At 76.1% G+C, this 13,151-nt stretch carries 11 protein-coding genes; 8 read left to right on the forward strand and 3 right to left on the reverse strand.

The features are described 5' to 3' along the window. The first annotated feature begins 41 nt into the window (after positions 1-41). Entirely contained in the window at positions 42-2,018 is a 1,977-nt protein-coding gene (locus TNCT1_RS05705) for a HEAT repeat domain-containing protein (RefSeq protein ID WP_143628938.1), read from the forward strand. A 598-nt stretch (positions 2,019-2,616) separates the two neighbouring features. Here the strand turns inward: TNCT1_RS05705 and TNCT1_RS05710 are convergent. Then, a complete protein-coding gene (locus TNCT1_RS05710; protein WP_174266162.1) occupies positions 2,617-3,204 on the reverse strand; it encodes a hypothetical protein in 588 nt (195 codons plus the stop codon). A 273-nt stretch (positions 3,205-3,477) separates the two neighbouring features. On the opposite strand from TNCT1_RS05710, the gene TNCT1_RS05715 reads away from it, so the two are divergent. The 4 genes from TNCT1_RS05715 to TNCT1_RS05730 all read left to right on the forward strand — a co-directional run bounded on the left by TNCT1_RS05715 (position 3,478) and on the right by TNCT1_RS05730 (position 7,406). Beyond that, positions 3,478-4,563 (forward strand): sialidase family protein, encoded by a 1,086-nt coding sequence (locus TNCT1_RS05715; RefSeq protein ID WP_235902361.1) that lies wholly within the window; start codon positions 3,478-3,480, stop codon positions 4,561-4,563. 128 nt (positions 4,564-4,691) lie between these two features. Continuing rightward, positions 4,692-5,369, forward strand: coding sequence for a uracil-DNA glycosylase (locus TNCT1_RS05720; protein WP_143628947.1), 678 nt, complete (start codon positions 4,692-4,694; stop codon positions 5,367-5,369). Further along, positions 5,366-6,331, forward strand: a complete 966-nt coding sequence (locus TNCT1_RS05725; RefSeq protein WP_143628949.1) for an N-acetylglucosamine kinase — start codon at positions 5,366-5,368, stop codon at positions 6,329-6,331. The genes TNCT1_RS05720 and TNCT1_RS05725 overlap by 4 nt, the downstream gene beginning before the upstream one ends. A gap of 151 nt (positions 6,332-6,482) precedes the next feature. Continuing rightward, positions 6,483-7,406, forward strand: a complete 924-nt coding sequence (locus tag TNCT1_RS05730; protein WP_143628951.1) for a sirohydrochlorin chelatase — start codon at positions 6,483-6,485, stop codon at positions 7,404-7,406. Positions 7,407-7,495: 89 nt separating this feature from the next. On the opposite strand, the gene TNCT1_RS05735 is transcribed toward TNCT1_RS05730, so the two are convergent. Together TNCT1_RS05735 and TNCT1_RS05740 are read right to left on the reverse strand one after the other, a co-directional pair. After that, the gene (locus TNCT1_RS05735) at positions 7,496-8,527 is read right to left on the reverse strand and encodes a lactonase family protein (RefSeq protein ID WP_143628953.1); all 1,032 of its coding nucleotides are present in this window, start codon (positions 8,525-8,527) and stop codon (positions 7,496-7,498) included. An 84-nt stretch (positions 8,528-8,611) separates the two neighbouring features. Continuing rightward, positions 8,612-10,102 carry an FUSC family protein gene (locus TNCT1_RS05740; RefSeq protein ID WP_143628955.1) on the reverse strand — a complete coding sequence of 497 codons (1,491 nt, stop codon included), beginning with the start codon at positions 10,100-10,102 and terminating at the stop codon, positions 8,612-8,614. 268 nt (positions 10,103-10,370) lie between these two features. On the opposite strand from TNCT1_RS05740, the gene TNCT1_RS05745 reads away from it, so the two are divergent. The 3 genes from TNCT1_RS05745 to TNCT1_RS05755 all read left to right on the forward strand — a co-directional run bounded on the left by TNCT1_RS05745 (position 10,371) and on the right by TNCT1_RS05755 (position 13,143). Then, positions 10,371-10,847: an Lrp/AsnC family transcriptional regulator gene (locus TNCT1_RS05745; protein ID WP_143628957.1), complete on the forward strand. Its 477-nt coding sequence runs from the start codon at positions 10,371-10,373 to the stop codon at positions 10,845-10,847. 20 nt (positions 10,848-10,867) lie between these two features. Further along, positions 10,868-11,563 carry an HAD family phosphatase gene (locus tag TNCT1_RS05750; protein WP_143628959.1) on the forward strand — a complete coding sequence of 232 codons (696 nt, stop codon included), beginning with the start codon at positions 10,868-10,870 and terminating at the stop codon, positions 11,561-11,563. Between the two features lie 77 nt (positions 11,564-11,640). Then, positions 11,641-13,143: an MFS transporter gene (locus TNCT1_RS05755; RefSeq protein WP_143628961.1), complete on the forward strand. Its 1,503-nt coding sequence runs from the start codon at positions 11,641-11,643 to the stop codon at positions 13,141-13,143. Positions 13,144-13,151: the final 8 nt, after the last annotated feature.

Here is a 13,151-nt window from a genome sequence, read left to right on the forward strand (position 1 = left end):
GCACACTCGCGACCGGGTGCCACTCGTCTGGGGAGGGGATCGTGTTCTCGGGGATCGACGAGGTCGACTGGGCGTCGCTGCGGCACGCGTGCGGCAGCGCGCGGGACGTGCCCGGATGGCTGCGGGGCCTGGCGTCCGCGGACGCCGCCGAGCGGCAGACCGCGCTGGACGGCATGTTCGGCACGGTGCACCACGAGGGGAACGTGTACGACTCGACGCTCGCCTGCGTTCCCTTCCTGTTCTCGCTCGCGGCCCGCGAGGCGGTGCCGGAGCGGGGCTGCATCGTGGAACTGCTGGTCAGCATCGGGGCGGAGAGCGGGGACGCACGCGCGCGGGGCGCCGTACGGGCGGACGGCGAGGTGTTCGTCTCCCTGCTCGGGGATCCGGACCCGGGGGTGCGGCGGGCGGCGGCCGGCGCGGTCGTCCGGTTCGTCGACGACCCGGCGCGCGTGATCGGGCTGTTGCGGCGGCGGATCCCGGTCGAGCGGGACGGCCGGGTGCTCCTGGCCCTCACCGAGGCCGTCGGCGCGTTCGTGCGCCGGTACCCGGCGCGGGCGGCGGCGGTGGACCTGCTGGCCGCGCTCAGCGCCCCGCCGCACGACCCCGGGCTGCGTCTCGCCGCGCTCGGCCAGCTCGCGCTCGGCGCCCCGGGCCGGCTCCCCGCCGATCTGGTGCCGACGGCCGTCCGGCTGCTGCGGGAGCGGTCCGCCCGCCGCGCCCGCGTCCCGGACCGCTCGGCCAACGACACTCTGGTCGGGCGATTACGGCGGCTGCGCCCCTCGGACGAGGAGGGCGCCCGCCTGCTGCGCACGCTGCACACCGCGCTCGGCGACCGGACCGGTGAGCGAACCGCGCTGCTGGCCGGGCAGTTGGCCAGTCCGGACCCGGTGGACCGGGGCAACGCCGTGTGGATGGCGGCGGCGCTGTTCCGCGGCTGGCGGGCCCGCTTCACCGGCCCGGTGGCCCTGGTCGGCGCTCAACTGGGCGCGGAGGAGGAGTGGTTGCGGGACGCGGCGGTCTCCGTGCTGTCCGAGCTGTTCGGCCTGGCCGCTCCCGCGGCGGACGACCTGCACGCGCTCGTGGCCTCCCGGCCCGACCTGTGGACCCACCGCTGGGAACGCGGCACACCCACCGTGGGCGGCGCGCTCAAGGCCCTCACCCGCAGCGGCGACCCACGGGCCGTCCCCGTCCTCGCCCAGATCCTGGCCGGACCCGTCGTGCCCGGCGGCCTCGGGGACGAGATCGCGCACCTGGGCCCGGCCGCCGCTCCCCTCGCCCCCGCGCTGCGGCACCGGCTGGGGCGGATCCGCCTGGACTCGCCGGCCGCGGACACCCTGGCCACGCCGCTGCTGGCGGCGCTGAGGGCCATCGGGGACACGGACGCGGTGCCGGAGGTGCTGCGGCTGCTGTCCGGCGCCCCGGACGGCCTCGGCGCGCGGGACAGGGTCGCCGGCCAGGCCGTCGGGACACTGGACGCGCTCGGCGCCGCCGCCCGCGCGGCACCGGCCCTGCGCGCGCTGCTGCACACCCGGCACGCGGCCGCCGCGGCGGGTGCGCTGTGGTCGGCGGACGGTGACGCCCAGGCCGTGCTGCCCGTGCTGGTACGGGAGTTGAGGCAGGGCGAGCCGGGCGGCCGCCGCCTGGCCGCGCGGCAACTGGCCAGGATGGGCCCGGCGGCCCGCGCCGCCCTGCCGGAGCTCCGCCGGGCGGCGGCGTCCGGACAGGCCGGGCTGCGCACCGTCGCCGCGTCCGCGCTGTGGCACGTCGGCCGCGATCCGGACCCGGTACTGCCGGTGCTCCGGGCCGCCTGGTCGGAGAGCCCCGGCACCCGGGGCCCGGTCGCACGGTGCCTGGCCGCGATGGGCCCGGCGGCCGAACCGCTGCGGGACCTGGTGACCGCGGAACTGGTCGCCCCGAGAAGGCACACGGCCCGCGCGGGCGGCCACGGCGGCCGTGCGATCCCGGAGGACGAGGCGCTGCTCAGCGCCTGCGAGGAGGTACTGGCCGGACTCTCGTGAACCGACCCGGCGCACGGGGACGGGGCGCCGGGGGCGGCGCCCGGCGGGTGGGCGGGATGCGGGGCGGGGCGCCTGGCCGGGGCGTTCCGGTACGCGGTACCGGCGCGGGCGGCGCGGCTTGGCGCGGGCGGGGCGCGGCTTGGTCGGCGGCGCGGACGCGGCCCGGACGGCGGGAGCGGGTGTAGGCGAACTCGGCCCGGGCGGCAGGAGTTGGCGCGGCGCGGGCGGGAGCGACGGCGACGCGCGGCCCGGACGGCGGGAGTCGGCTCCGGGCGGGCGCGGCCCGGACGCCGGGAACTGACGCAGCCCGGACGGCGCGGGCAGGCGCCACCTTGACGGCGAGAGCTGGCGCGGCCCGGACGGCGCGGGCGGGCGGGCGCAGCCTGGACGGCGGGGTGGACGGCAGGCGGGCACGGCCCGGGGGGCGGGCCCAGGCGAAGCCGGTCCGGTCAGCGGGAGTTGGCGCGCGGCGGGCGCGGCCCGGACGGCGCGGGCGGGCGTCGCCTGGACGGCGGGGCGGACGCCGGCGGGCGCGGCCCGGGCGGCAGGAGCCGGCGCCGTGCAAGATGGCGCGGGCGGATGCGTCAGGTCGGGAGCCTCACCACGTCATCCGCCCCCACTGCGGGCCGAACCGGGCCCATTCCGCGTCCCAGTCGTCCATGCGGCGGCGTTCCAGCCGGCCGCGGAGGGCGAGTCCGCCGACGAACGGGATCGCGGCGGCGCTCAGCCCGACCAGGCCGCCCATGAGGACGGCGCGGAAGGTGGCCTCGGAGGCGGTGGCCGGACGGCTGACGAGATGGCCGCGCGGATCGGTCCACACGGTGACCGGGCTGCCCGCCCCGCTGCCCGGCGCGACCCGGGCCTGGCCGGTGTGCACGGAGCCGTCGGCGCCGGTCCAGTGCACCCGCGCCCACACCCGCTCGCCGTCGGCCGCCTCGGAGTCGGACCTTCCGGGAGCCCGGGCCACCACGCGGGCCACGGCGGGCCGCCAGTCCGCGCGCTCCCGGGCCAGTCCGTGCTCCACCGACCGGGCCGCGGCAAGGCCGGCCGACACCCCCGCCAGGACGGTCAGCAGCCAGGCGGCCAGCACCACCCAGGCCTCCAGCACGTCGGCCCGGCGCCGCAGCGGATTGCGCCGCCAGCGCCACAGCCACACCTTGGGACCACGGAACGCCTTCAAAGGCATCCTCCTCACGAGCGCGCCGACAGGCCGGACCTGACTCCCATACGGGCGCGGCCGCCCCGTTGCTCACGGCGGACCGTCTCCCCGACGGTCGCACGAGAGCCCCCCGCCGCGCAGGCGCATGCCGCAACGCATCGGCACCCGATCGCGTGACAGGCCGACCACACCGCTGTGACCTGCGGCGACCCGGTTTCCAAGGGTGACTGTCAGTGGTGGGGTGCAGACTGGCCGATATCTGACGACTACCTGGACGACGACGTCCCGGAGGTGACCGGCATGACCGAGGTCCTGCTCGCCGTGGGCACCCGCAAAGGCTTGTTCATCGGGCGGAGGCGAGGTGGCGGCTGGGAGTTCGACGACACTCCCTACTTCAACGCGCAGGCGGTCTACTCGGTCGCCATCGACACCCGGGGGGACCGCCCCCGGCTGCTCGCGGGCGGGGACAGCGCGCACTGGGGCCCGTCGGTGTTCCACTCCGACGACCTCGGCCGCACCTGGACCGAACCGGCCCGGCCCGCGGTCAAGTTCCCCAAGGACACCGGCGCCTCGCTGGAGCGCGTCTGGCAGCTCCACCCGGCCGCCGCCGAGCCCGGCGTGGTGTACGCGGGGACGGAACCGGCCGCGCTCTACCGCTCGGTGGACCGCGGCGAGAGCTTCGAGCTGGTGCGCCCGCTGTGGGAACACCCGACCCGTTCCCGGTGGGTTCCCGGCGGCGGCGGCGAGGGGCTGCACACGGTGCTCACCGACGCGCGCGACCCGCGGGCGGTGACCGTGGCCGTGTCCACCGCGGGGGTGTTCCGCACCCGGGACGGCGGGTCGAGCTGGGAGCCGTCCAACTCCGGGGTGTCGGCGGTGTTCCTGCCGGATCCCGACCCGGAGTTCGGCCAGTGCGTGCACAAGGTCGCGCGCGACGCGGCCGACCCGGACCGGCTGTACCTGCAGAACCACTGGGGTGTGTACCGCAGCGACGACGCGGGCGGGAAGTGGACCGACATCGGGGCGGGGCTGCCGTCGACGTTCGGCTTCACGGTGGCCGCCCATCCGCACCGGGGCGGGACGGCGTACGTCTTCCCGATCAACGCCGACGCCGACCGGGTGCCGGCCGAGCGCCGCTGCCGGGTCTTCCGGACGGACGACGCGGGCGAGAGCTGGGAGCCGCTGTCCGAGGGGCTGCCGTCCGGGGACCACTACGGCACCGTGCTGCGCGACGCGCTCTGCACGGACGACGCCGATCCGGCCGGGGTCTACTTCGGCAACCGCAACGGCGAGGTGTTCGCCTCGGCCGACGACGGCGACACCTGGCGTCAACTGGCCTCCCATCTGCCGGATGTGCTGTGCGTACGGGCGGCGGTGATCGGCTGACACGGGCCGCTTCGCGCGGGAGGTGAGGGCGGCGGTCCGCGGCCGCCGCCCTCACCGGCCCGGTCCGGCCCGCTCCATCCCGGCCGCGGCTTGATCGCCGACCGGTGCCCGGCAGTAGGGTGACGCCCGTGGCACCACGACCCTTGCATGAAATCGTCGAACCGGGCTGGGCCGAGGCCCTGGAGCCCGTCGCCGGACGCGTCGCCGCGATGGGGGACTTCCTGCGCGCGGAGATCGCCGCCGGACGCACCTACCTCCCCGCTGGGCCGAACGTCCTGCGCGCCTTCCAGCAACCCTTCGACGACGTACGGGTCCTGATCGTCGGTCAGGACCCCTACCCGACCCCGGGGCACGCCGTCGGGCTGTCGTTCTCGGTCGCGCCCGAGGTGCGTCCGCTGCCGCCGAGCCTGATCAACATCTTCCGTGAGCTGAACAGCGACCTGGGGCTGCCCCAGCCGTCCACCGGCGACCTCACCCCCTGGACGCAGCAGGGCGTGCTGCTGCTCAACAGGGCGCTCACCACGGCGCCGCGCAGCCCGGCCGCCCATCGCGGCAAGGGCTGGGAGGAGGTCACCGAGCAGGCGATCCGGGCGCTGGCCGGGCGCGGCAAGCCGCTGGTGTCGATCCTGTGGGGCCGGGACGCCCGCAACCTGCGTCCGCTGCTGGGCAGGCTGCCGGCCGTGGAGTCGGCGCACCCCTCGCCCATGTCGGCCGACCGCGGCTTCTTCGGCTCGCGTCCGTTCAGCCGGGCCAACGAGCTGCTGATCCAGCAGGGCGGTCAGCCGGTGGACTGGCGTCTGCCGTGACCGGCGCCGGTTACCTGGCCGTGGACTCCGGGGGTTCAGGACTTCGGGTCGCCGTCGGGGTACCGGGGCGGCCGCCGTCGGCCCGGGGCGAGTCGCGGGAGCCGGTGCGCACCGGTGCGCGGGGCATCGACCCGGCGCATCTCATGGCGCAGCTCGTCCCGCTGGCCCGGGAGCTGAGCACACGGGCCGGGCTCGGCGGGCTGGGCACGGTCGTCGTCGGCGCCGCCGGGTTCGCCACCCTGGGCGACGCCCTCCGTGCCGAGCTGCCGGATCTGCTCGCCCGTGAGCTGGGCGCGCGGTCCGTGGCGCTCGCGGCCGACGCCGTGACGGCCTACGTCGGCGCTCTGGGACCACGGCCGGGCGCGGTGGTCGCCGGGGGCACCGGACTGATCGCGATCGGCACCGACCTGCGCCGCTGGCACCGGGCCGACGGCTGGGGGCACCTGCTGGGCGACTGCGGCGGCGGGGCCTGGATCGGCCGGGCCGGCCTCGAGGCGGCGCTTCGCGCCCACGACGGCCGCGACGGCGGCTCCGCACCGCTGCGGGCCGCCGCGGAGGAGCAGTTCGGTCCGCTGCCCGGGCTGCCCGGCCTGCTCTACCCACGCTCCGACCGCCCGGCGCTGCTCGCCTCGTTCGCGCCACGGGTGGCCGCCTGCGCCGCGGACGACCCGGTGGCCGCCGGCATCCTACGCGCGGCGGCCCGGGCCATGACCGAGTCCGCCGCGGTCGTCTGCCCTGCCGCCGGTACGCCCGAAGTGGCACTCACCGGGGGCCTCTTCAACATGGGCGACCCGCTGCTCGTGCCGGTGCGCGAGGAGCTGGCGCACCGGCTGCCGCGGGCCCGGCTGGTCCCCGCCGGGGGTGACCCGCTGCACGGGTGCGTGCGGATCGCGGACGAGCTGGCGGCCGGCCGACTCACACTTCCGGATGAACCGACCATGCTTCATATCATCACCGGATAAGGGGCTTAGCCCGCTTCTGACGCCATCTGTCCGACAGATACCCGGAACACGCGCCAATCGGGCGCAACTCATCAGACAAAAGCGGACGGATACCGCTCACCTGCACCCTCCCCGAACAGGGGAGCCCAAAGAGCCAGTAACATGCGGCGCCATGAGCTCCCCCACTGGGCCCGCGTCCGGCCTGCCAGTACGAATGCCGCGACCCCGCCAGCCCGGAAGGCACCGCCGACCGGAACCGCTGGTGGCTCCCGAGGGCGCGCCCGCGCTCGTCCTCGCGGTGCCCGGCGCGCCCGGCGCCGCCTCGCGCGGCCTCGCCGAGGAGGTCGTGAGCATCGCCCGCTCCGAGCTGCCCGGCCTGGACGCCCGCATCGGCTACCTCGACGGGGACGACACCGACTACCCGACCCTCAGCTCCGTACTGACCGGCGCCGCCGAGGAGCGGACCGCCCGCTACGAGCAGGCCCGTGCCGCCGGCGCCGAGGTCAAGGAGCCCGACGGCCCGGTCGCCGTCGTGGTCCCGCTGCTGGCCGGTCCGGACAGCGCACTGCTGCGCCAGGTCCGCCAGGCCGTGATGGACAGCCGGGTCGCCGCCGAGCTGACCGACGTCCTCGGCCCGCACCCGCTGCTCGCCGAGGCGCTGCACGTGCGTCTGTCCGAGGCCGGCCTGGCCCGTGCCGACCGTGCCCGCCTGTTCACCGTGGCCACGGCGGCGGACGGCATCATCCTGGCCTCGGTGGGCGGCGAGGAGGCCGTGCAGGCGGCCGGTATCACCGGCATGCTGCTCGCTGCCCGGCTGGCGGTCCCGGTCATGGCCGCGGCGCTCGACGAGGAGGGTGCGATCACCTCGGTCGCCGAGCAGCTGAGGTCCTCCGGTTCGCAGCAGCTCGCGCTCGCGCCGTACCTGATCGGCCCGGAGATCGACTCGGCGCTGCTCGCCGCCGCAGCCGAGGAGGCCGGCTGCGCCACCGCCGAGGCGCTGGGCGCCTACCCGGCGATCGGCAAGCTCGCCCTCGCCAAGTACACGACCGCGCTGGGCATCGCCCCGCCGCAGCAGCAGGGCACGCCGGTCCGCTGACGCGTCGCGCACCCCGCAAGGCCGAAGGGCCCGCTCCGTCGACCGGAGCGGGCCCTTGCGCGTGCCGTGGGGAAGGCGCGGGCGTTCGTTCAGCCGAAGACGACGCAGGAGGCCGCAGCGACCTCGACGGAGCCGTCGTAGCGGGGCAGCCCGGTGCCTTCCCGCACGTCGAACCAGGTGACGTCGCCGGAGCGCTCGTTGGCGCAGTAGAGGAAGCCGTCGTGTTCGGCGAGGGCGCGGGGCCAGTGCCCGCCGCACGGCACGGTGCCGGCCGGCCGCAGCCCGTCCCCCTGCACGGCGAACACCGACAGGACGTCCTCGCCGCGGGTCGCGGTCCACACGAAGCGGCCGTCGGGCGAGACCACGACGCCCGAGGGGTAGGCGTCGCCGGCCGGGGCGCCCGGCAGGACCGGGACCTCGGCCAGGGGCTTCAGGGAGCCGCCGGCCGCGTCCCAGCGGCACACGGTGACCGTCGGGGTGAGCTCGTTGACCACGTAGGCGCGCTCGCCGTCCGGGTGGAAGGCCAGGTGGCGGGGGCCCGAGCCGGGGCGCAGCGCGATCTCCCGGTGCAGCACGGGCACGCCCCCTTCGAGGGTGCAGACCCGCACCGAGTCCGTGCCGAGGTCGACGCTGACGATCCACCGGCCGCTGGGATCCGGCTGCACCTGGTGCGCGTGCGGGGCGCGCTGGCGGCGGTCGTGCGGGCCGGATCCGGTGTGCTGCAGCAGCCCGGAGGGCTCGGAGGCCAGGGTGCCGTCGGGGCGCAAGGGTACGGCGGTGACGCTGCCGGATCCGTAGTTGGCGGTCAGCAGATGGCCGGCGTGCAGTGCGAGGTGGGTGGGCCCGGCGGCACCGACCGGCACCGGCGGGCCCGCGGGTTCGGGCTTGTCCCCGTCCACGCGGTACGCGGCGACGGCTCCCTCGGCGGTCTCGCTGACCGTGTACAGCATGGCGCCGTCCGGGGAGAGGGCCAGGTAGGCGGGGTCGGGCACGGTGCCGAGGCTCCCGGTGAGGGTCAGCGCGCCGGTGCCCGGGTGGACCGCCGCGGTGACCAGTCCGGGGCCGCCGGCGGCCGTGAACGACCCGATGAACGCCCTGTGCCGCCTGCCGACTGCTGCCACCGCTGTCCCCTCTCGGTACGCGCGAGTGGTGCCGACGGTAGCAGTCGATCAGCGTCGGTCTAGACCATCAGAGGGCGTTTCCCCTCAGGCGCCGACGAGCCGTGAGCCGGAGGGCGCCCGCAGCGGCTCGGCCAGCTCGGCGAGGGCCCGCTCCAGGCCGTGCAGATGGGCCAGGGCGGGCTCGGCCGGGGCCTCGGCGGGCCGGTGGACCTGCTCGGAGCCGCCTTCGGTGAGCGCCTCGACCGCGGTCTCCGCCCGCCGGCAGGCGGCGGCCAGGCGGGCGTCGTGGGAGGCCACGGGGTCCGCCGCGACCGCGACCAGACCGCGGATCTCGCGCGCGCAGTCGTCGAGCAGGGCCAGCACCCGGCGGGCGCGCCGCTTGCGGCCCAGCATCGGGTTCAGCGGGTGCACGAGCGGGGCGACCGAGAGCCGCACCCGGCCGAGCAACTGCTCCAGTTCGGCCACGCGGGGCGCCGGGTCGGCCGTCGGCGATCCGGCGAGCCGCGCGGCGGCCTCGGCGGTGCAGGCGTGCACACAGCGCAGCGCGCGCTGGATCCAGGCGTCGGTGGTGGCGTGCGTGGTGACGGGCAGCACGAAGAGCACTGCGAGCGCGGCGCCGAGGGCGCCGACCCCGGTCTCGGCCAGGCGCAGAGCGAGCAGGCCCGGGGTGAGGACGCCGAGGAGGCCGTAGAGCGACGCGGCGAGCACGGTCACCCAGAGCATCATCCAGGTGTAGGAGACGGCGGCCGTGTAGAAGATGCCGAAGACGGCGACGGCGACGAGGGCGGCCGTGGGCGCGGCAGCGCCGTGCACCGGCACGGCCGCGAGGAAGCCGAGGCCGATGCCGATGACGGTGCCGAGCACCCGCCGGAAGCCGCGGACCAGCGTCTCGCCGCGCGAGGCGGTGTTCACGAACACCCACCAGGTGGCGCCCACCGCCCAGTACCAGCGCTGTCCGGACATGAGCTGGCCGGCGACGAGCGCGAAGCCGGCGCCCGCGGTCGCCTGCACGGCCTGCCGCGTGGTCACCCGGGCGAAACCGGCGCCCGCGGGAGGCGCGGGCGACGCGGCCGGGGGCAGCCCGCGCTCGTAGCACCACAGGCCGAAGCGCACCGCCGCCGCGCTGAGCACGGACAGCAGGACGGCGGCGTACAGCGCGGGCAGCTGTCCGGGCGTGGTGTGCAGGAACTGGGCCATGAAGAAGGTCATGAAGGCGAAGACGCCGAGGCTGTGGCCGCGCGGACCCCAGCGACGGGCGTACACGCCGGCGCCGACCACGGCGAGGAACACCAGGTCCCGCGCCACGGGGAAGTCGTGCAGCACGGCCGCGGCGGCGAGCACGGGCAGGCCGGCCACGGGCAGCAGCGCGGTGGTGACCGCCTGCCCGCGCACGGTGGCGTCGGCGACGGTGAACAGGGCGAGCAGCGCGGCGAGACCGCCGGTGACCTGGCCGGCGAGGGGCTGCCCCACGAGCCCGCACACGGCGACCGCCAGCCCGATGCCGAGCACGGCCCGCGCAGCGAAACGCAGCCGCGTCCGCCCCGGGTCCGCGGCCACGAACACCCTTTTCAGCACTGATCCCTCCCCTTGGCACACCCGTACGACCGGAACACCCGGAACGCCGGGCGGCGCACCGGCACAGAAAAGGCGCCGCGGGGATCCGCAGCGCCATCGACGTCTCCATGAGAGCATCACAGGGGTCGCTGGCTCAAGTCTCGGCCGGATCACTGGTCCAATGGCCCAGCCCGGCACCGTGGCGAAGAGGTCCCCAGAATGCCAACGGTCCAGGTCGGACGGCACGCGCGGTCCGCTCACGAGTGAGCCATTGGTACAGTCGTACCTCATGAGCGTGGACGCACTCGACACCCGCATCCTGCGGCTGCTGCTGGAGCAGCCGCGCACCAGCGTGCGCGAGTACGCCCGCATCCTCGGCGTCGCCCGGGGCACCCTCCAGGCCCGGCTGGACCGCATGGAGCGCGACGGTGTGATCACCGGCACGGGCCCCTCGCTGTCCCCCGCCGCGCTCGGCCACCCGGTGCTGGCCTTCGTGCACGTCGAGGTCACCCAGGGCCATCTGGACGACGTGGGCGACGCGCTGGCCGCCGTGCCGGAGATCGTCGAGGCCTTCTCGATCACGGGCGGCGGCGACCTGCTCGCCCGGGTGGTGGGGCGGGACAACGCCCATTTGGAGGACGTGATCCAGAAGCTGATCAGCCTGCCGGGCGTGGTGCGCACCCGCACCGAGGTAGCCCTGCGTGAGCGCGTGCCGTACCGGTTGCTCCCCTTGGTGGAGTCGGTCGGGCGGGCGGACCGCGGCTGACGCTTGGCATGCTGGACGGCATGAGCGAGCCCGGTACCCCTGCGGTCGTCTTCGATCTCGACGGAACGCTGGTGGACAGCGAGCCGAACTACTACGAGGCGGCCCGGCGGACCCTCGCCGAGCACGGCGTGCCGGACTTCACCTGGACGGAGCACGAGGGCTACGTCGGTATCAGCACCTGGGAGTCCGCCGTCCTCTGGCGGGAGCGCTACGGCCTGCGAGCGTCGGTGCGGGAGCTGTTCGAGGCGACGAACCGGCGCTATCTGGAGCTGGCCCGCACCGGCACGCGCGCGTACCCGGAGATGCGCAAGTTCGTGGAGCTGCTGGCCGCCGAGGGCGTGCCCACGGCCGTGGCCTCCGGTTCCTCCCTGGAGGCCATCGAGGCGATCCTCGCCGGCACCGGCCTCGACGCCCAGCTGCGCACCGTCGTCTCGGCCGACGAGGTGCCCCGCGGCAAGCCCGCCCCCGACGTCTTCCTCGAGGCCGCCCGCCGGCTCGGCGTGGCTCCGGCCGGCTGCGTGGTCGTCGAGGACGCGGCACCGGGCGCGGCGGCGGCACACGCGGCCGGGATGCGCTGCATCGCCGTCCCGTACGTCGCCGCACAGGCCGACGCGCCGGAGTTCGCCACGGCCGCGCTGCTGGTGCGGGGCGGCCAGGCCGAGTTCACGGCCCAGTCGGCGTACGCGTGGCTCACGGAGACGGCCGGCCCGCGCTGAGCCGGGCCGGGTGTTCCCGGGGCGGGCGAAGCCGCTCCCGGCGTGCGCCGGACCGGACGGCTGCTTAGCGTGACCCCATGACCACAGTCCAGGCAGGGCCCGCCCCCGACGACCGGCGGTGGAAGGCGCTCGGGGTCTGTCTGACGGCGGGGTTCATCTCGCTGCTCGACACCTCGATCGTGAACGTGGCACTGCCCTCGATGGAGCACGGACTGGGCGCCTCGGAGGCCGCCCAGTCCTGGGTGGTCTCCGGGTACGCCCTGACCTTCGGGCTCGCACTGGTCCCGGCGGGCCGGCTGGGCGACATGCGCGGCCGGCGCCAGGCCTTCCTGCTCGGGCTGGCCCTGTTCACGGTGGCCTCGGCGGCCTGCGGACTCGCCCCGGGGCCGTCCTGGCTGGTGGTGTTCCGGCTGATCCAGGGCGCGGCGGCGGGCATGGTCGCGCCCCAGACATCGGGACTGATCCAGCAGATGTTCCAGGGCTCCGAACGGGCCAGGGCCTTCGGGCTGCTCGGCAGCGTCATCGGGGTCTCGACGGCGGTGGGGCCGCTGGCGGGCGGCGTGCTGATCGACGCCGTCGGCACCACGGAGGGATGGCGCTGGGTGTTCTTCGTGAACCTGCCGATCGGGGTGGCCGCCTTCGCCGCCGGCCTGCGGCTGCTCCCGCGCTATCCCGCGACCGCCGGCAAGCGGGAGACGTTCGACCTGTTCGGCGTGCTGCTCCTCGGCTGCGGGGTGCTCGCGCTGATGCTGCCGCTGGTGCAGGAGCAGCAGTGGACCGGGCGGCTGAAGTGGGCGCTGCTGCCGGTGGCGGCGCTGCTGCTTGGCGCGTTTTGGGCGTGGGAGAGACGGCAGGGGCGGCTCGGGCGGGCTCCGCTGGTCGACCTGGAGCTGTTCGCGCTGCGGTCGTTCACGCTCGGCGCCCTGATCAGCCTCACCTACTTCGCGGGCTTCACCACGGTCTTCTTCGTCTACACGCTGTTCCTGCAGAACACCGTCGGCTACAGCGCGCTCGCGGCGGGCCTGAGCGTGCTGCCGTTCGCGGCGGCCTCGGCGGTCGGCGCGGCCGCCGGGGGCCGGCTGGTGGTGCGCTTCGGCCGCAGGCTGGTCGTCATCGGGCTGGGCGGGGTGGCGCTGGGACTGCTCGGGGTGGTGGTGGCGGTGCAACTGGTGCCGGGGCGCAACGTGGGCTGGGCGACGGCGCTGCCGATGCTCATCGGCGGGATCGCCTCCGGTCTGACGGTCTCCCCCAACACGACCCTCACCCTCACCCGGGTCCCCGTGCACCGGGCCGGCGCGGCCGGCGGTGTCCTCCAGACGGGCCAGCGGGTCGGCTCGGCGGCCGGGATCGCGGTGGTGGGCGCGGTGTACTTCGCGCACCAGGCCGAACACGGGCAATCCGGCACCGCCATCCAGATGGGACTGCTCACCGCCGTCGGGATCATCATGATCGCGCTGACCCTCGCGGTCGCGGACATGCGCGAGCGCCAGGCGCACCCCGGCCCGACGTGGGCCGCGGACCGCGTCCGGCGGGGCTCCGCGGAGGGCGGCGCTGAGGAACCGGTCCGGCCCGGGTCCTGAGGCGGGAA

The sequence above is a fragment of the Streptomyces sp. 1-11 genome (assembly GCF_007176755.1).
In the GTDB taxonomy this organism is placed as follows: Bacteria; Actinomycetota; Actinomycetes; order Streptomycetales; family Streptomycetaceae; genus Streptomyces.